Origin of the sequence: Mesorhizobium sp. B2-1-8 (assembly GCF_006442545.2) — a bacterium.
GTDB lineage: Bacteria > Pseudomonadota > Alphaproteobacteria > Rhizobiales > Rhizobiaceae > Mesorhizobium.
On sequence record NZ_CP083952.1, the window covers coordinates 3,056,482 to 3,073,717 of the forward strand.

Below are 17,236 nucleotides of genomic sequence, written 5' to 3' on the forward strand. Positions count from 1 at the left end.
GTTGGCGGTTCAAGCGGCGAACCGCAGGCCGCCGTCGCAGGTCAGGACCTGGCCGGTCATGAAGCTGTTGGAGACGAGGAAGGCTATCGCCGAGGCAACATCCTCGGCGCGTCCGATCCGGCCGACCGGGGTCTTGCCGGCATATTCGCTGAAGACTGCCTGCCGCTGCTCAGCGGGCAGAAAATCCCACCAGGGCGTATCGATGACGCCGGGCGCCACGACATTGACGCGCAGCGGCTTCAGTTCTACCGCCAGGATCGGCGCGACGGTCAGCAGCATGCCGTTGATGGCGCCGATGCCGGCGACGCCCGGCATCGCGACCTGAGCCGACACCGCCGAAATGAAAGTGACCGATCCGCTCTTGCTTAGCGTCGGCAAGGCGGCCTGCAGGCAGGATAGTTGCGGCCGCACCTTCTCGTCGACGCCGCCGCCGATGTCTGCAAGGTCGAGCGTCTCGAACAGGCCAAGACCCTTGCCACCGCTCGCGGCCAGGACGAGGTGGTCGAACGGACCGAGCCGGCCGAAGAACTGGCGCACCTCATCCGGCTTCGAAGCGTCGAAGGCGGCCTTGTCGGCGGCGCCGCCAAGGCTTTTCCAGGCGCTGACGAGCTTGTCCTGGTTGCGTCCGGTGATGGTGACCTTCATGCCCGGGCCGAGCAGTTTGCGCGCTGTCGCCAGGCCGATGCCGGACGAGCCGCCGATGATGACTGTGTGTTCGGTGCTGTTGGTCATGATTGTTCTTCCTTCGATTTTGGCGAAGCCAACCCGACCAGATCGAGGCTCAGGCTTCGCAATTGACGTCTTGCCCTGGCGTCATAGGCCTGGGCGTCGGCGCGGGATTCGCGCAGGCCGTCGAAATAGAGGCCGCTACTCCCTTCGAGCGCGGATGAGGTGGCGAGGTTCAAGATGGCTTCGGCGCCGGTTTCGACCGAGCTCCACGGCGTTACGCCCGCCTGTCGGACCATGGTGGTGTTCATGTAGCTCGCCGGATGCAGCGCGTTGACGGTGACGCCGGTGCCTTTCAACTGCTCTGCCAGATCGATGGTGAACAGGATCTGCGCCAGCTTGCTCTGGCAGTAGGCGCGCACGCCGCTATAGCCGTGGGTCAGCATGACGTCGTCGAAATCGATCGCCTGCTGGCCGGCGGACGCGACGTTGACGATGCGCGCCGGGGCGCTTGCCCTGAGCAGCGGCAGCAGTTCCGAGGCCAGCAGGAAGCCGGCGAGATAATTGACGGCGAAGCGCAGTTCGTAGCCATCGGCGCTTGTCTGTCGATTGTCGCCAGCAGTGCCGACGCCGGCATTGTTGATGAGGATGTCGAGGCGGGTTGTGCTGCTGCGCACGGCCTCGGCGAGGCGTCTTACCTCCGCCAGCGAAGCGAGATCGGCCGCGAAAAACTCGGCCTTGCCGCCGGCGGCTTCGATCTCGGCGACAACAGTCTTGCCGCGTGTGGCATCGCGGCCATGCACCAGCACGCGTGCGCCGGCGGCACCCAGCCTTTGCGCCACGACCCTGCCGACGCCGTCGGTCGAGCCGGTGATGAGGATGGTCTTGTCTTTCAATTCCATGTTCAGAGCCTCCTGTTGTCGCTCTGAACGCAAGATGGGGCGCTTTGCCCGTGGCAAACAGTTCAAACTTTATCCTGGTATCAATACTGCTATAATAGCCGGCATGGACGTTCCCGCTGCCTCCACCCGATCAACCGACGAGAGCCGCCGGCGCGAACTCGGCGCCTTCCTGCGTTCGCGCCGGGAAAGGCTGACGCCATCGGCCACCGGCATCGCGACAGGTCCGCGACGGCGCACGCCGGGTCTGCGGCGTGAGGAAGTGGCGATGATCGCCGGTGTCGGCACCACCTGGTACACCTGGCTCGAACAGGGCAGGGACGTGCGGCCCTCGGTGGAAGTGCTGGTGGCGCTCTGCGAGGCTTTGCGCCTCGACGCCGTCGAGAAGCGGCATCTGTTCATTCTGGCCGGCCGCCAGCAGCCGGAACGTCGTGTGGCGGCGCCCGAGAAGGTCGACGCCACGCTGTTGCATATGCTGCAAAGCCTGGTGCTGCAGCCCGCCTATGTCGTCGGCCGGCGTTGGGACGTTCTTGCCTGGAACGAAGCGGCCGTGGCGGTGTTCGGCGACTATGGCCTGCTGGAGGGCGATAGCAGAAATATCGTCCACATGGTGTTCACCAACCCGCACCACCGCCGCCTGCTGGTCGACTGGGAAGAACTCGCCCGCGTGGTGCTCGCCTCGTTTCGTGCCGAAAGCGCCAAATATGTCGGCGATCCCGATTTCGACAGGCTGATCGCGCTGATGATGAACTCAAGTCCCGAGTTCCGCGACTGGTGGCCCCGGCGCGATGTGGCGCGAAAACTGACCGGCGTGAAGCACGTCCGGCATCCCAAGGCAGGCTTGATGGCTTTCGAGCATATGAGCCTGTCGATCGACGACGGCTCGGACATGCGGCTGATCGTCTACACGCCGCTCGCCGAGCAGAACTCGATCGCCAAGCTGCAACAATTGCTCGACGCGATGCCGGCCGAACGGCGCAGCGCCTGAGACCCCTCAAATGATGAGCGCCTCGGCTAACCTCCACGGTCAGCAGCAACCAAGCAATTGGTAGGTCGACCGCTAGCCCTTAGGCTTCAGCCCATCGAGGAACAATTGCTCCAGAAAGCGGGCAGCGTCCTCGAAGCGGCCGTCGCCGCCGCGGTTTGGTCCCAGCACGGCGCGGACCTGGACGTCGAAATCGGCATAATGCTGCGTCGTCGCCCAGATCGAGAAGATCAGGTGCCAGGGATCGGTCCGGGCGATCTTGCCGGCGCGCATCCAGCCCTTGATGACGGCGGCTTTCTCGTCGACCAATGTCTTCAACTCGCCCACCAGCAGCGGCATGATGCGCGGCGCTCCCTGCAGGATCTCGTTGGCGAACAGCCGACTCTCGCGCGGAAAATCGCGCGCCATTTCCAGCTTGCGCCTGATGTAGCTGCGCAATTCGGTCAGGGGATCGCCGATGTCGTCGAGTTCCCTGAGCGGCGCCAGCCAGGTTTCGAGCAGCCGCTCCATCAATGTCTCGTGAATGTCTTCCTTGCGGCGGAAATAGTAGAGCAGGTTCGGCTTCGACATGCCGGCGGCTTCGGCGATCTGGTCGATGGTCGAGCCGCGGAAGCCGTTGGTGGAGAACACTTCGAGCGCGGCCTCCAGGATCAGTTCGCGCTTTTCCTGCTGGATGCGGGTGCGGCGAGGGGCTTGCGTGCTCGTGGTCACCGTTGCGGCCCCTCGCATAGACGGTCGTCTGGACCAATTCTCTGGACCAGTTTTTCTCCAGCCTGTGGAACGCACTTCAGGAGCCGCATTTCCGCTAGTAATCCATTGACCGCCGACAGGGCGGTGCTAACGTTTGTCCAATCGGTCAAAATTTGCGTAGCATGAATGCGCGGCAAAGACCAAGCGTTGGACGCAGCGAAACAGGTTACAAGGGGAAGTCTTGGTCATGTCCAACCGGCTGAAAGTCACGCCGAACGATCTCAGCGCATTCTGGATGCCGTTCACGGCAAACCGGCAGTTCAAGCAGGCGCCGCGCATGTTCGTGTCCGCCAAGGACATGCATTACACGACCAGCGACGGCCGCAAGGTGCTGGACGGCACCGCCGGCCTGTGGTGCGTCAATGCCGGCCATTGCCGTCCGAAGATCACGGAGGCGATCCAGCAACAGGCCGCCGAACTCGACTACGCCCCGGCCTTCCAGATGGGTCATCCGATCGTGTTCGAGCTGGCCAACCGCCTGGTCGATGTCGCGCCCAAGGGCATGGACCATGTGTTCTTCACCAATTCCGGTTCGGAATCGGTCGAGACGGCGCTGAAGATGGCGATCGCCTATCACCGCGTGAAGGGCGAGGGCTCACGCACCCGCCTCATTGGTCGCGAGCGCGGTTATCACGGTGTCAATTTCGGTGGCATCTCGGTCGGCGGCATCGTCACCAACCGCAAGATGTTCGGCACGCTGCTGGGCGGCGTCGACCACATGCCGCACACGCACCTGCCGGAGAAGAACGCCTTCTCCAAGGGCGTGCCGGAGCATGGCGCGGAGCTCGCCAACGAGCTGGAGCGTATCGTCGCTTTGCATGATGCCTCGACCATCGCCGCCGTCATCGTCGAACCGGTCGCCGGCTCCACCGGCGTCATCCTGCCACCGAAGGGCTATCTCGAGAAGCTGCGCGAAATCTGCACCAAGCACGGCATCCTGTTGATCTTCGACGAGGTCATCACCGGTTTCGGCCGTCTCGGTGCACCGTTCGCCGCCGACTATTTCGGCGTCACGCCCGACATCATGACCACCGCCAAGGGCGTCTCCAACGGCGTCATCCCGATGGGCGCCGTGTTCGTGAAGAAGGAAATCCACGACGCCTTCATGACCGGACCGGAGCACATGATCGAGTTCTTCCACGGCTACACCTATTCGGGCAATCCGATCGCGTGTGCGGCAGCACTCGGAACGCTCGACACCTACAAGGAAGAGGGCCTGCTGACGCGTGGCGAGGAGCTGGCGCCTTATTGGGAAGACGCGCTGCATTCGCTGAAGGGCGAGCCGCATGTCATCGACATCAGGAACATCGGCCTGATCGGCGCGATCGAGCTGGCGCCGATCGCCGGCAGCCCGACCAAGCGGGCCTTCTCGGCCTTCGTCAAGGCGTTCGAGCGCGGCGCGCTGATCCGCACCACCGGCGACATCATCGCGCTGTCGCCGCCGCTGATCATCACCAAGGGCCAGATCAACGAACTGATCGACCATGTGCGTGAAGTGCTGCGGTCTATCGACTGAGGCACCACCGCGGCCACCCTCCCGACGCAGGCGAGAGTAGCCGCAAACCGGCAGGTCAGCGCGGCGCCGCGCTGACCTGAATCTGTTGTGGCAAAGGGCGGCCGCAGTCAGGCGGGCTGTGCGCCGATTCCGGTCAGGATCACCCGTTTGATATTTTCCTTGGCTTCCCGCCATTGCCGGTCGGACAGAGGCTTGCCGCCGTTGAGCGTCTCGATCTGATGGCCGAAATCGGCATAATGCTGGGTCGCCGCCCAAAGCATGTAGAGCAGGTGGCGCGGATCCACCGGGTCCATCTTGCGTTCCTCGATCCAGCGCCGGATGATCTCGACGCGGCCGTCGGTCCATTCGCGCAGCGTCGATTCCATATAGTCCTGAAGCACCGGCGCACCGTGCATCACTTCGGAAGCCCAGACCTTGGAGCCGTCCGGATGGCGGCGCGATATCTCCATCTTGGCGTCGATATAGGCACTGATGCCGTCAATCGGCCCGCGCGCCGCATCGAAGCAATTGGCCGCCTGTAGCCAGATTTCAAAAATATTCTGGACGACGGATCGGTAGAGTTCTTCTTTGGTGGCGAAATAGTAGTGGAGATTTGCCTTTGGCAAACCCGCCAGATCGGCGATCAACTGCATCGTGGCGCCGCCAAACCCCGCCTCGGCGAACACCTTTTCGGCGGCGAGCAGAATGGCTTTTTCGTTCTCCCGGCGGATGTCCTGGCGCCGCATGGGGCGGGTGGCTTCGGTCATGTCTTCCCCAAGATTCTAGTTGACCGCTTGGTCAGGTTGTGTAGTCTGAAAGCTGACCATACGGTCAGGATGCAAATCACTCAAGGGGCGACAAGACTCCTGGTGTAGATGGGAACTTGAGATGGCCGCACCCGGCGAAAATCTGCGAATCAATTCAGACCGCTTGTGGGATTCCATCATGGAGATGGCGAAGATCGGCCCCGGCATTGCCGGCGGCAACAATCGCCAGACCGTGACCGACGAGGACGGCGAGGGCCGGCACCTGTTCAAGCGCTGGTGCGATGCGGCCGGGCTCGAAATGGGCGTCGACGAGATGGGCACCATGTTTGCCCGCCGCGAAGGCACCGACCCCAGCCTGCCGCCGGTCTATGTCGGCAGCCATCTCGATACGCAGCCGACCGGCGGCAAGTATGACGGCGTTCTCGGCGTTCTCGGCGGCCTTGAGATCGTGCGCTCGCTCAACGATCTCGACATCAAGACGAAACATCCGATCGTCGTCACCAACTGGACCAACGAGGAGGGCGCGCGCTTCGCTCCCGCCATGATGGCGTCCGGCGTGTTTGCCGGCGTGCTCGACCAGGCCGATGTCTACAAGCACACGGACAAGAACGGCAAGAAATTCGGCGAGGAACTGGAGCGCATCGGCTGGAAGGGCACCGAGAAGGTCGGCGATCGCAAGATCCATGCTTTCTTCGAACTGCATATCGAACAGGGCCCGATCCTGGAGGACGAAGACATCGACATCGGCGTCGTCACCCACGGCCAGGGCCTGAAATGGCTACAGGTGACGCTGACCGGCAAGGAAGCGCATACCGGCTCGACGCCGATGCCCAAGCGCCGCAATGCCGGGCTCGGCATGGCTCGTGTAATCGAACTGGTGCACGAGATCGCCATGGACTACCAGCCCGATGCCGTCGGCGCGGTCGGCCACATGGAGGTCTATCCCAACTCGCGCAACATCATCGCCGGACGTACCGTCTTCACCATCGACATCCGCTCGCCGGAGAAGGAAGTGCTCGACGCCATGGATGGGCGTATCCGCGAAGGCATAGACACGATCTGCGATGCGCTCGATATCCGATACGAGATCGAGCAGGTCGGTCATTTCGATCCGGTCACTTTCGACAAGGGCTGCGTCAAAGCGATCCGCGATGCCGCCGAGCGGCTTGGCTATACGCACCGCAACATCGTCTCAGGTGCTGGCCACGACGCCTGCTGGATCAATCGCGTCGCGCCGACCGCCATGGTGATGTGCCCTTGCGTGGATGGGTTGAGCCACAACGAGGCGGAAGAGATCACCAAGGAATGGGCCGCGGCCGGAGCCGACGTTCTGTTCCACGCGGTGGTGGAGACGGCCGTCATCGTGGAGTGAGCCAAGAGGATTTACCTTCAAACGTCGCTCACCAAGAAGCGCGAAGAGAAGAACAGGGAACAGCAAAATGACCAAAGTCATCAAGAACGGCACCATCGTCACCGCCGATCGCACGTGGAAGGCCGACGTGCTGATGCAGCACGGCAAGATCGTCGCCATCGGCTCGGGCCTGCATGGCGACCATGAGTATGATGCCACCGGTTGCTATGTGATGCCGGGTGGCATCGATCCGCATACCCATCTCGAAATGCCGTTCATGGGCACCTATTCCGCCGACGATTTCGAATCCGGCACGCGCGCGGCCCTTGCCGGCGGCACCACCATGGTGGTCGATTTCTGCCTGCCGTCCCCACAGCAATCGCTGCTCGAGGCCTTGCAGATGTGGGACAACAAGACCTCGAAGGCTGCCTGCGATTATTCCTTCCACATGGCGATCACCTGGTGGGGCAAGCAGGTGTTCGACGAGATGGCCACCGTCGTCGACAAGGGCATCACTTCGTTCAAGCACTTCATGGCCTACAAGGGCGCGCTGATGGTGGACGACGACGAGATGTACGCGTCGTTCCAGCGCTGCGCCGACCTCGGCGCGCTGCCGCTGGTGCATGCCGAGAATGGCGATGTGGTCGCTGCCCTGTCGCAGAAGCTGCTTACCGCCGGAAACAATGGCCCCGAAGGGCATGCCTATTCTCGCCCGCCGGAAGTGGAGGGCGAGGCGACCAACCGCGCCATCATGATCGCCGACATGGCCGGCGTGCCGCTCTATGTCGTGCACGTCTCCTGCGAGCAGAGCCACGAGGCGATCCGCCGGGCCCGCCAGAAAGGCATGCGCGTGTTCGGCGAGCCGCTGATCCAGCACCTGACGCTGGACGAGAGCGAGTATTTCGACAAGGACTGGGACCATGCCGCGCGCCGCGTGATGAGCCCGCCCTTCCGCAACAAGTTGCACCAGGATTCTCTGTGGGCCGGCTTGCAGGCCGGATCGCTGCAGGTGGTGGCGACAGACCATTGCGCCTTCACCACCGAGCAGAAGCGCTTCGGCGTCGGCAATTTCACCAAGATCCCCAACGGCACGGGCGGTCTCGAGGACCGGCTGCCGGTGCTGTGGACCAAGGGCGTCAACACCGGGCGGCTGACGATGAACGAGTTCGTCGCGGTGACCTCGACCAACATCGCCAAGATCCTCAACATGTATCCGAAAAAGGGAGCCATCGTCGAAGGCGCCGATGCCGACATCATCGTCTGGGATCCCCAGCGCAAAAAGACGATTTCTTCGAAGAAGCAGCAGTCTGTCATCGACTACAACGTCTTCGAAGGCGTCGAGGTGACGGGTCTGCCGCGCTTCGTCTTCTCGCGCGGCGAGTTGTCGATCGAGGAAGCCGAGGTGAAGGCAAAGCCCGGCCATGGCCAGTTCGTCGGCCGCGAGCCGAATGCCGCGGTCAACCGGGCGCTGTCGACCTGGAAAGAGATCACCGCGCCGCGCAAGGTCGAGCGGACCGGCATTCCGGCGACCGGGGTTTGAGGATGCGGACTCTTGCTCCCGCGATGGCGGCAACCGCGATACTGACCTTGGATGGCAACACCCATATGGAAATGTCTCGGTGCCGATGATTGCCGAGGTCGGCGCCGCCCCTCATCTGCCTGCCGGCATCTTCTCCCCGTATAGAGACGGGGAGAAGGACGCCGTCGCGAACGATTTCGCCAATCGCCTGCGTTGCCAGAAAGAGCACCGAGGTCGCACTCATCGCCCTTCTCCCCGTCACTATACGGGGAGAAGTGCCCGGCAGGGCGATGAGGGGCGGCGCCGGCCTGAGGCAATTGTTCTACCTGCATTCCCCATGCGGACTGCCCACCGGCCAATGCCGGTCTCAGGCGACCAGCGCATCCAGTTCCGGCAACAGGACGACGCTTTCCTGTTCGTTGGGGTCGGTGCGGGCGATGACGGCGGAGGAGGGGGCGTTGCTCAGATTGGCAGGCAAATGCGGCACCCCTGCGGGAATGTAGAAGAGGTCACCGGCCTTGACGACGATGTGATGCTCCAGCCGGTCGCCATACCAGGTATGGACCTCGCCGGAGAGCACGTAGATCGCCGTTTCATGGTTCTCGTGCAGATGCGCCTTGGCGCGGGCGCCGGGCGGCATGGTGAGCACGTGCATGCAGATGCCGGAAGAGCCGACCGACTCGGTGGCGATGCCGGCGAAATAGGTCAGACCCTGCTTGCCTTCATAAGTGCTTTCAGGGCGGATAAGATGACAAGTGGGTTTAGGCGACATCGGGAAACTCCGGGCGTCGGTTGAGTGGAACAAAGTCAGCAGGACTGAAGGCCAATGGGACGGGTCGAATGGAAAACAACATCGCGATAAAAGCAATCGGAATCGGGACGGCGCCGCGGGAACAGGCAGGCCGCAACCGATGACGGGAACTTCGCCAGCCGTCGTTTCGGCAAACAAACTTGGCCTCACCTTCCAGACCAATGACGGGCCGGTGCAGGCGCTGTCCAATGTCGACCTGACCATCGGCAAGGGTGAGTTCGTCTCCTTCATCGGGCCGTCGGGCTGCGGCAAGACCACTTTGCTGCGCGTCATCGCCGATCTGGAAAAGCCGACCTCGGGGGCGATTTCGGTCAACGGCATGACGCCGGAACAGGCGCGCGAGAAACGCGCCTATGGCTATGTCTTCCAGGCAGCCGCCCTGTTTCCCTGGCGCACCATCGAACGCAATGTCGCGCTGCCGCTGGAGATCATGGGCCTGTCCAGGGCCGAGCAGGCGGAGCGCATCAAGCGCACGCTCGACCTCGTCAATCTCAGTGGCTTCGAGAAGAAGTATCCCTGGCAGCTTTCCGGCGGCATGCAGCAGCGCGCCTCGATCGCGCGTGCGCTTGCCTTCGACGCCGACCTCCTGCTGATGGACGAGCCGTTCGGCGCGCTGGACGAGATCGTGCGCGACCACCTCAACGAGCAATTGCTTGAACTGTGGGGACGGACGAACAAGACCATCTGCTTCGTCACCCATTCCATTCCGGAAGCCGTCTACCTGTCGACGCGCATCGTCGTCATGTCGCCGCGTCCGGGCCGGGTCAGCGATGTCATCGAATCGACGCTGCCGAAGGAGCGGCCGCTCGACATCCGCGAGACGCCGGAGTTCCTGGCGATCGCCGCGCGCGTGCGCGATGGCTTGAGGGCAGGGCATAGTTATGATGATTGAGTGGGGGCAGGATGAGCTTCCTCCTCTCCCCCACGGGGAGAGGGTGGCCGGAGCGAAGCGGAGGTCGGGTGAGGGGGCAGCGCCGACAGATCCGACCAAAAGGAAGGTCGGGGCAACCGAACGCGCCCGAAGGCTGCGGGTTGACGAGACCGAGGCTGAATACAGACTTTGGGGCGAACTGAGAGGCCGTCATCTCAACGGTTACAAATTTGTGAGGCAAGTGCCTCTCGGACCCTTCATCGCCGATTTCGTTTGCCGCGAGAACGGCCTGATTGTCGAACTTGACGGCAGCCAGCACGCGGATTCCCCAGCCGATGCCGTGAGAACCGCTTGGCTGAACGGCCAAGGGTATTCCGTTCTGAGATTCTGGAACCACGAAGTGTTGGCCGAGCGCCGAGCGGTCCTTGATACGATCTTGGCTTGCCTTGACGGAAAGATTTCTACCCCCTCACCCGACCTCCGCTTCGCTCCGGCCACCCTCTCCCCGTTGGGGAGAGGAGGGCGCCAGCCCGGCGAGGATCGCTAGATGGACACCTTCCGCGACAAACTCATCCCGGTCACCTCGATCCTCGCCGGCGTCATCGTGCTCTGGTACGTTTTCGCCGTCATCCTCAACGCGCCGTTCCAGCGCGATCTCGATACCCGCGCAAACGAAACGCCAGGCACCGTCGAATTCATCGGCAAGACGCTGTCGCAGCCGAAGCCGACGCTGCCGGCACCGCATCAGGTGGCGGTGAATTTCTTCGAGAACACTTTTCTGCGGCCCATCACCTCGAATCGCAGCCTGGTCTACAACGCCTGGGTAACGCTGTCGTCGACGCTGCTCGGCTTTGCCTTCGGCACCGCGCTCGGCATCGTCATCGCCGTCGGCATCGTCCATGTGGCGACGCTCGACCGCAGCCTGATGCCGTGGATCATCGCCTCGCAGACCATTCCGATCCTGGCGGTGGCACCGATGATCATCGTCGTGCTGGCGGCCATCGGCATCACCGGTCTGATCCCGAAGGCGATGATCTCGACCTATTTGTCGTTCTTCCCGGTCACCGTCGGCATGGTGAAGGGGCTGCGCTCGCCCGAACTTATGCATCTCGACCTGATGCACACCTACAATGCCAGCCGCGCGCAGACCTTCTGGAAATTGCGCGTGCCGGCCTCGGTGCCGTTCCTGTTCACCTCGATGAAGGTGGCAGTGGCGGCGAGCCTGGTCGGCGCCATCGTCGGCGAACTGCCGACCGGCGCGGTCGCCGGCATCGGCGCCAAGCTGTTGGCCGGCGCCTATTACAGCCAGTCCATCGACATCTGGTCGGCGCTGGTCGCTGGTTCGATCGTGGCGGCACTGCTTGTGATGGTGGTTGGCATGGCCGGGCGCCTCGTCGACCGCGCCATGGGCGGGAGGCCGGCATGAATTCGCTGAAACTCTCCTGGCAAGCGGTGCTCGCTATCGTACTTTGCCTGATCGCCGTTGCGCTCGGAACGATCGCAGCGCCAAAAGTGGATCCGCTGGCGCAGCCTGCCGGGACGTTGATCTATCCCTATGGAGCGACGAGCTGGCTGATCTTCGGCGCGCTGCTTCTCGCCGCTTTGATCTCCATGGCCAAATTACCGCCCATGGTCGAGGCTTTCGTGCTTTTCATCGGTGCGCATCTGGCGGCCTGGCTGCTCATCGGCGGCATTGCCGGCTTCGAAGGTCTGGCGCGGGCGCCATATTTCCTACTGCTCGCGGCCGCCTGGCTGCTTGGCTGGCGTTGTGTCGCGGTCTTGTCTGGACTGCGCCCTACGGCAAGCTGGGCACGGACCGCGCTGCGCCTGATCATCCCGGCGATCTTCGGCGCCTGGATCCTGATCATCTGGGAAGCGGTCACGCGCGGCGCCGGCATCCCTTTCATCCTGCTGCCGCCGCCGAGCGCCATCGGCGCGCGCATCGCCGGTTCGCTACCCGTGCTCGGTGCCGATGTCCGGCAGACCATCTTCAAGGCGGTGCTCTTCGGTTATGTCGTGGGCAGCGGCGCGGGCTTCATCACCGCTGTTCTCGCCGACCGCGTGGCGTTCCTGCGGCGCGGGCTCTTGCCGATCGGCAACATGGTCTCGGCGCTGCCGATAATCGGCGTGGCGCCGATCATGGTCATGTGGTTCGGTTTCGACTGGCAGTCCAAGGCGGCTGTGGTCATCATCATGACCTTCTTTCCTATGCTGGTGAACACCGTCGCCGGGCTCGCCGCGTCCGGCCATATGGAGCGCGACCTGATGCGCACCTATGCGTCCGGCTATTGGCCGACGCTCGTCAAGCTGCGGCTGCCGGCGGCGGCGCCGTTCATCTTCAACGCGCTGAAGATCAACTCGACGCTGGCGCTGATCGGCGCCATCGTCGCCGAGTTCTTCGGCACGCCAGTCGTCGGCATGGGATTCCGCATTTCGACCGAGGTCGGGCGGATGAACATCGACATGGTCTGGGCCGAAATCGCAGTTGCAGCACTTGCGGGTTCGGTCTTTTATGGCGTGGTAGCCCTTGTCGAAAGGGCCGTCACGTTTTGGCATCCCTCTGTCCGTGGTGGATAGGGGCGGTGGGTTTAGGGCACTAACTTCAGAGGGTAAAAAAATGAAAAGACTTATTATTCCAGTTCTGGCCGGCGCGATGTCGCTGGCCGCTTTCCCGGCAATGGCCGCCGACAAGGTGACCTTGCAGCTGAAATGGGTCACGCAGGCGCAGTTTGCCGGCTACTATGTCGCCAAGGCCAAGGGTTTCTATGACGCCGAAGGCCTCGACGTCGACATCAAGCCGGGTGGCCCCGATATCGCGCCAGAGCAGGTGATCGCCGGCGGCGGCGCCGATGTGATCGTCGACTGGATGGGCGGCGCGCTCGCCGCGCGCGAAAAGGGCGTGCCACTGGTCAACATCGCCCAGCCGTTCAAGAAGGCTGGCATGGAGCTGGTCTGCCCGAAGGATGGTCCGATCAAGAGCGAAGCCGACTTCAAGGGTCATACGCTGGGCGTCTGGTTCTTCGGCAATGAATATCCGTTCTACGCCTGGATGAACAAGCTTGGCCTAAAGACCGATGGCGGCCCCGATGGCGTCACCGTTCTCAAGCAGAGTTTCGACGTGCAGCCGCTCATCCAGAAGCAGGCGGACTGCATCTCGGTCATGACCTACAATGAGTACTGGCAGCTGATCGACGCCGGCTACAAGCCCGAACAGCTCACCGTGTTCAACTACTCGGCCATGGGCAACGACCTGCTCGAGGACGGGCTCTATGCGTCGGAAGACAAGCTCAAGGATCCAGCCTTCGAGGACAAGATGGTGCGTTTCGTGCGCGCTTCGATGAAGGGCTGGAAATACGCCATCGACAACAATGACGAGGCTGCTGGCATCGTCATGGATGGCGGCGGCCAGGACGAGAACCACCAGAAGCGGATGATGAGCGAAGTCGCCAAGCTGATCGACAATGCCGACGGCAAGCTCGATCCGGCGACCTACGAGCGCACCGCCAAGGCGCTGCTCGACCAGAAGATCATCACCAAGGAGCCGACCGGCGCCTACACCACCGCCATCACCGACAAGGCGGTCAAATAAGCCCGGCAGGCGCGATCAACAGCGCCTGCGACCGTTTTGACGGCTGACACCAAAAGGGGGCGGGCGACCGCCCCTTTCCATTCGCTCCGATCACAAAACCGTGTGCGGGGATACATTATGCCAACCAGCCGTTGCATTGAAGCATGCGCGCGTCGGGGGACCGTGACGGATGCTTGTTGCAATCGGAGGTTCTTCATGCGCGCACACTCCTTCTTGCCGGCGCTATCGGCGCTCGCCATTTCCACCGCTTTCCTGTTCGCATCACCGGCCATGGCCGAGATGGTAAAATACAAGGCGACCCTGGATGGCGGCCAGCAGAGCCCGCCCGTCACCACGAAGGGCAAGGGGACGGCCACTCTCACCTTCGACACCACGAAGAAGAAGCTCAGCTGGAACGTGAAGTATTCCGGCCTCAGCGGCCCGGCGGTGGCCGCGCATATCCACGGCCCGGCGGCAATGGGTGAAAACGCGGACCCCGTGATCCCGTTCAAAGGCAAGCTCAAGAGCCCGATCAAGGGGTCGGCGACGCTGACGGATGCGCAGGCCGCTGATCTGGAGGCCGGCAAATATTACGTCAACGTGCATACGGCGGCCCACAAGGACGGCGAGATCCGCGGTCAGATCGAAAAGGCGATGTAGGAGGAGCCGAAGGAGCCGAAGCCCAGCGGGACAGACGGGCGCGCCAGGGAATTCAGCCTGGCGGCCCTTAAACCTTGTCGCGTATCTGGGTCATCGTCCGGGTCGGCGTGATTGCCTCGGGATCGAGCCTGATCTCGACGATCGCCGGCTTGCCGCTGGTTCGCGCGCGCTCGAAGGCAGGCGCGAAATCAGCTGTCTTCTCCACCGTCTCGCCATGGCCGCCATAGGCGCGGGCAAGTGCCGCGAAATCGGGGTTCTTCAGATCGGTGCCGACGACACGCCCGGGATATTCGCGCTCCTGGTGCATGCGGATGGTGCCGTAAATGCCGTTGTTGACGACAATCACGATGATCGGCAGGTCGTACTGTACGGCGGTGGCGAATTCCTGGCCGTTCATCAGGAAGCAGCCGTCGCCGGCAAACGCAACCACGGTGCGCTCCGGATAAAGCACCTTGGCGGCGACCGCCGCCGGCGTGCCGTAACCCATCGAGCCCGACGTCGGCGCGGCCTGCGTGCCGAAGCGGCGGGAACGGTGGAAGCGATGAACCCAAGTCGCATAATTGCCGGCGCCATTGGTCAGGATGGTATCGTCGGGCAACACTTTTTCCAGATAGTCCATGATCGGACCCATCTGCACCGCGCCGGGGCCGGTCTGTGGTGGCGTCGACCATTCGAGATAGGCAGCGTGATGCCTGGGTGTCTCGGCCGCCCATGATGGCGTTCCGGCCGGCTTGCGCTTGGCGAAGGCCTCGACGAAAGCCGCTGGCGAGGCATTGATCGCCAGCGTCGGACGGTAGACCCGGCCGAGTTCGCTGGCGTCCGCATGGACGTGCACCAGCGTCTGGTCGGGGTAGGGGCTTTTCAGCAGCGTGTAGTCGGAAGAGGGCATCTCGCCCATGCGGCCTCCGATCAGCAGCACGAGGTCCGCCTGCTTGATCGCTGTCGCCAGCTTCGGATTGATGCCGATGCCGACATCGCCGGCATAGTTCGGATGAAGGTGGTCGAACAGCATCTGGCGCCGGAAAGAGCATCCGACCGGCAACGACCAAGCCTCTGATATCGCCTGCATCCTCGCCACGGCCTCGGCATCCCAGCGTGTTCCGCCGAGAATGACGAAAGGCCTGGTGGACTTGGCCAGAAGCTTCTCCAGTGCGTCGAGTTCGGCTTCGCCGGGCCGCGTTTCGACGGGCGTGTGCGGCAAGGCTTTCGGCGCTTCGACGACGCTGGTCAGCATATCCTCCGGCAGCGAGACGACGACCGGGCCGGGGCGGCCCGACGTCGCTATCGCGAAGGCGCGGGTAACGAATTCGGGGATGCGCGAGGCGTCGTCGATCTCGACCACCCATTTGGCGATGTCGCCGAAGAACCTGACGTAATCAACCTCCTGGAACGCCTCGCGCTCCTTGGCGTGGCTGGCGACCTGGCCGATGAACAGGATGAGCGGAACCGAATCCTGCATGGCGATGTGGATGCCTGCCGAAGCGTTGGTGGCGCCGGGGCCGCGGGTGACGAAGCAGATGCCGGGCTTGCCGGTCAGCCGGCCCTGACAATCGGCCATCATGGCGGCGCCACCTTCCTGGCGGCAGACGATGGTGCGGATCGAGGAGTCATGCAGCGCGTCGAGCACCGCAAGGTAGGATTCGCCAGGCACGCAGAAGATGCGGTCGGTGCCGTTGGCTTCGAGGGCGTCGACGATCAGTTGTCCACCGGTCTTCATTTCCCAGAGTTCTCCAGTTCGGCAAGGATTTCGTCAGTGTGCTCGCCAAGGCGCGGCGAGGGACGCTCGTAGACGAGCGGCGTTTCGGACATCACCATCGGCGCGCGCACCGACGGCAGGCGATTGCCATGGCCGTCGTCGAGATCGAGCCGCATGCCGCGGGCAATGGTCTGCGGATCGGCGAACATCTGGCCGATCGTGTTGATCGGGCTTGCCGGCACGCTGGCGGCTTCGAGCTTCGCCAGCAGCGGATCGCGATCAAAAATCTTCAGCGCCTCGATGATGCGTGCGCGAAGTTCCACGCGGTTGGCGACGCGGGCCGGATTGGTGGTGAAATCGGGATTGGCCGGCAAATCGTCCAGCCCGACCGCAGCGCAGAACTTGGCGAACTGGCCGTCGTTGCCGACAGCCAGGATGATGTGGCCGTCCCTGACCGGGAGCACTTCGTAGGGGGCAATGTTCATATGCGCATTGCCCATCTGCACCGGCGACTTGCCGGAAACGAGATAGTTGAGGTTCTGGTTGCCGAGCGCTGAGATTTGCGTGTCGAACAGCGCCATGTCGATGCGCTGGCCTTCGCCGGTCTGTTCGGCATGACGCAAGGCGGCCTGGATGGCGATGACCGAATAAAGGCCGGTGAAGATATCCGAGATGGCGACGCCGGCCTTCTGCGGCTCGCGGCCGGCTTCGCCGGTGATCGACATCATGCCGGCCATGGCCTGGATGATGAAGTCGTAGCCCGCGCGTGGCGCATAGGGCCCGTCCTGACCGAAGCCGGTGATGGAGCAGTAGACCAGGCGAGGGTTGATCTTGCGAAGGCTGTCATGGTCGAGCCCGTATTTCTTCAGGCCGCCGAGCTTGAAGTTCTCGATCAGCACATCCGCCGTCGCGACCAGTCGGCGCACGGTCTCGGCGCCTTCCGGCGTCGAGAAATCGATGGCGATGGAGCGCTTGCCGCGATTGCAGGAATGGTAATAGGCGGCCGACAGGTTCTCGCCGTCATGGCTCATGACGAAGGGCGGACCCCATTTGCGGGTGTCGTCGCCGCCATCGGGGCTCTCGACCTTGATGACATCAGCGCCGAGATCGGCAAGCAACTGCCCGGCCCAGGGCCCGGCAAGAATGCGGGCGAGTTCGACGACGCGGATGCCTTTCAGCGGGGGTTCGGCCATAAATC

17 protein-coding genes are annotated in these 17,236 nt (G+C 63.2%); 10 read left to right on the top strand and 7 right to left on the bottom strand.

Annotated features, from left to right (window positions below; translation table 11 throughout):
- Window positions 1-9: 9 nt before the first annotated feature.
- The gene (locus tag FJ970_RS14975; protein ID WP_140759016.1) at window positions 10-732 is read right to left on the bottom strand and encodes an SDR family oxidoreductase; all 723 of its coding nucleotides are present in this window, start codon (window positions 730-732) and stop codon (window positions 10-12) included.
- Window positions 729-1,568: an SDR family oxidoreductase gene (locus tag FJ970_RS14980; RefSeq protein WP_140759015.1), complete on the bottom strand. Its 840-nt coding sequence runs from the start codon at window positions 1,566-1,568 to the stop codon at window positions 729-731. The genes FJ970_RS14975 and FJ970_RS14980 overlap by 4 nt, the downstream gene beginning before the upstream one ends.
- 103 nt (window positions 1,569-1,671) lie before the next feature.
- Between FJ970_RS14980 and FJ970_RS14985 the strand changes: the two genes are divergently transcribed.
- A complete protein-coding gene (locus tag FJ970_RS14985) occupies window positions 1,672-2,553 on the top strand; it encodes a helix-turn-helix transcriptional regulator (protein ID WP_140759014.1) in 882 nt (293 codons plus the stop codon).
- A gap of 72 nt (window positions 2,554-2,625) precedes the next feature.
- Here FJ970_RS14985 and FJ970_RS14990 read toward each other — a convergent pair whose 3' ends face one another.
- The gene (locus tag FJ970_RS14990) at window positions 2,626-3,261 is read right to left on the bottom strand and encodes a TetR family transcriptional regulator C-terminal domain-containing protein (protein ID WP_140759013.1); all 636 of its coding nucleotides are present in this window, start codon (window positions 3,259-3,261) and stop codon (window positions 2,626-2,628) included.
- 226 nt (window positions 3,262-3,487) lie between these two features.
- Here FJ970_RS14990 and FJ970_RS14995 point away from each other — a divergent pair, with 226 nt between their 5' ends.
- On the top strand, window positions 3,488-4,816 hold the full coding sequence (locus FJ970_RS14995; RefSeq protein WP_140759012.1) for an aspartate aminotransferase family protein: 1,329 nt from the start codon (window positions 3,488-3,490) through the stop codon (window positions 4,814-4,816).
- Between the two features lie 107 nt (window positions 4,817-4,923).
- Here the strand turns inward: FJ970_RS14995 and FJ970_RS15000 are convergent, their stop codons facing one another.
- Window positions 4,924-5,562 carry a TetR/AcrR family transcriptional regulator gene (locus FJ970_RS15000; protein WP_140759011.1) on the bottom strand — a complete coding sequence of 213 codons (639 nt, stop codon included), beginning with the start codon at window positions 5,560-5,562 and terminating at the stop codon, window positions 4,924-4,926.
- A gap of 121 nt (window positions 5,563-5,683) precedes the next feature.
- On the opposite strand from FJ970_RS15000, the gene FJ970_RS15005 reads away from it, so the two are divergent.
- The gene (locus FJ970_RS15005) at window positions 5,684-6,934 is read left to right on the top strand and encodes a Zn-dependent hydrolase (protein ID WP_140759010.1); all 1,251 of its coding nucleotides are present in this window, start codon (window positions 5,684-5,686) and stop codon (window positions 6,932-6,934) included.
- 67 nt (window positions 6,935-7,001) lie between these two features.
- Entirely contained in the window at window positions 7,002-8,453 is a 1,452-nt protein-coding gene (gene hydA, locus FJ970_RS15010) for a dihydropyrimidinase (RefSeq protein WP_140759009.1), read from the top strand.
- Window positions 8,454-8,799: 346 nt separating this feature from the next.
- Here the strand turns inward: hydA and FJ970_RS15015 are convergent, their stop codons facing one another.
- Complete coding sequence (locus tag FJ970_RS15015) at window positions 8,800-9,204, bottom strand: cupin domain-containing protein (RefSeq protein ID WP_015317160.1); 405 nt, start codon at window positions 9,202-9,204, stop codon at window positions 8,800-8,802.
- A gap of 139 nt (window positions 9,205-9,343) precedes the next feature.
- On the opposite strand from FJ970_RS15015, the gene FJ970_RS15020 reads away from it, so the two are divergent.
- The 6 genes from FJ970_RS15020 (at window position 9,344) to FJ970_RS15045 (ending at window position 14,342) form a co-directional block, all read left to right on the top strand.
- Window positions 9,344-10,135, top strand: a complete 792-nt coding sequence (locus FJ970_RS15020; RefSeq protein ID WP_140759008.1) for an ABC transporter ATP-binding protein — start codon at window positions 9,344-9,346, stop codon at window positions 10,133-10,135.
- Complete coding sequence (locus FJ970_RS15025; protein WP_411966542.1) at window positions 10,128-10,661, top strand: endonuclease domain-containing protein; 534 nt, start codon at window positions 10,128-10,130, stop codon at window positions 10,659-10,661. Before FJ970_RS15020 ends, FJ970_RS15025 begins: the two co-directional genes overlap by 8 nt.
- Window positions 10,662-11,540 (top strand): ABC transporter permease, encoded by an 879-nt coding sequence (locus FJ970_RS15030; RefSeq protein ID WP_140759006.1) that lies wholly within the window; start codon window positions 10,662-10,664, stop codon window positions 11,538-11,540. It abuts the gene before it with no gap.
- Entirely contained in the window at window positions 11,537-12,691 is a 1,155-nt protein-coding gene (locus FJ970_RS15035; protein ID WP_140759005.1) for an ABC transporter permease, read from the top strand. The genes FJ970_RS15030 and FJ970_RS15035 overlap by 4 nt, the downstream gene beginning before the upstream one ends.
- A gap of 40 nt (window positions 12,692-12,731) precedes the next feature.
- The gene (locus FJ970_RS15040; protein ID WP_140759004.1) at window positions 12,732-13,703 is read left to right on the top strand and encodes an ABC transporter substrate-binding protein; all 972 of its coding nucleotides are present in this window, start codon (window positions 12,732-12,734) and stop codon (window positions 13,701-13,703) included.
- 195 nt (window positions 13,704-13,898) lie between these two features.
- On the top strand, window positions 13,899-14,342 hold the full coding sequence (locus FJ970_RS15045) for a CHRD domain-containing protein (RefSeq protein WP_140759003.1): 444 nt from the start codon (window positions 13,899-13,901) through the stop codon (window positions 14,340-14,342).
- 67 nt (window positions 14,343-14,409) lie between these two features.
- On the opposite strand, the gene FJ970_RS15050 is transcribed toward FJ970_RS15045, so the two are convergent.
- Complete coding sequence (locus FJ970_RS15050; protein WP_140759002.1) at window positions 14,410-16,059, bottom strand: thiamine pyrophosphate-binding protein; 1,650 nt, start codon at window positions 16,057-16,059, stop codon at window positions 14,410-14,412.
- Complete coding sequence (locus FJ970_RS15055) at window positions 16,056-17,231, bottom strand: CaiB/BaiF CoA transferase family protein (protein WP_140759001.1); 1,176 nt, start codon at window positions 17,229-17,231, stop codon at window positions 16,056-16,058. The genes FJ970_RS15050 and FJ970_RS15055 overlap by 4 nt, the downstream gene beginning before the upstream one ends.
- Between the last annotated feature and the right edge of the window lie 5 nt (window positions 17,232-17,236).

Bases quoted from the DNA above. Each gene is read 5' to 3' on its own strand.
- FJ970_RS15055 (WP_140759001.1), bottom strand. From the start codon at position 17,231: ATGGCCGAACCCCCGCTGAAAGGCATCCGCGTCGTCGAACTCGCCCGC.
- FJ970_RS15020 (WP_140759008.1), top strand. From the start codon at position 9,344: ATGACGGGAACTTCGCCAGCCGTCGTTTCGGCAAACAAACTTGGCCTC.
- hydA (WP_140759009.1), top strand. From the start codon at position 7,002: ATGACCAAAGTCATCAAGAACGGCACCATCGTCACCGCCGATCGCACG.
- FJ970_RS15015 (WP_015317160.1), bottom strand. From the start codon at position 9,204: ATGTCGCCTAAACCCACTTGTCATCTTATCCGCCCTGAAAGCACTTAT.
- FJ970_RS15005 (WP_140759010.1), top strand. From the start codon at position 5,684: ATGGCCGCACCCGGCGAAAATCTGCGAATCAATTCAGACCGCTTGTGG.
- FJ970_RS14980 (WP_140759015.1), bottom strand. From the start codon at position 1,568: ATGGAATTGAAAGACAAGACCATCCTCATCACCGGCTCGACCGACGGC.
- FJ970_RS15050 (WP_140759002.1), bottom strand. From the start codon at position 16,059: ATGAAGACCGGTGGACAACTGATCGTCGACGCCCTCGAAGCCAACGGC.
- FJ970_RS15035 (WP_140759005.1), top strand. From the start codon at position 11,537: ATGAATTCGCTGAAACTCTCCTGGCAAGCGGTGCTCGCTATCGTACTT.
- FJ970_RS15000 (WP_140759011.1), bottom strand. From the start codon at position 5,562: ATGACCGAAGCCACCCGCCCCATGCGGCGCCAGGACATCCGCCGGGAG.
- FJ970_RS14995 (WP_140759012.1), top strand. From the start codon at position 3,488: ATGTCCAACCGGCTGAAAGTCACGCCGAACGATCTCAGCGCATTCTGG.
- FJ970_RS15045 (WP_140759003.1), top strand. From the start codon at position 13,899: ATGCGCGCACACTCCTTCTTGCCGGCGCTATCGGCGCTCGCCATTTCC.
- FJ970_RS15040 (WP_140759004.1), top strand. From the start codon at position 12,732: ATGAAAAGACTTATTATTCCAGTTCTGGCCGGCGCGATGTCGCTGGCC.
- FJ970_RS15025 (WP_411966542.1), top strand. From the start codon at position 10,128: ATGATTGAGTGGGGGCAGGATGAGCTTCCTCCTCTCCCCCACGGGGAG.
- FJ970_RS14975 (WP_140759016.1), bottom strand. From the start codon at position 732: ATGACCAACAGCACCGAACACACAGTCATCATCGGCGGCTCGTCCGGC.
- FJ970_RS14985 (WP_140759014.1), top strand. From the start codon at position 1,672: ATGGACGTTCCCGCTGCCTCCACCCGATCAACCGACGAGAGCCGCCGG.
- FJ970_RS15030 (WP_140759006.1), top strand. From the start codon at position 10,662: ATGGACACCTTCCGCGACAAACTCATCCCGGTCACCTCGATCCTCGCC.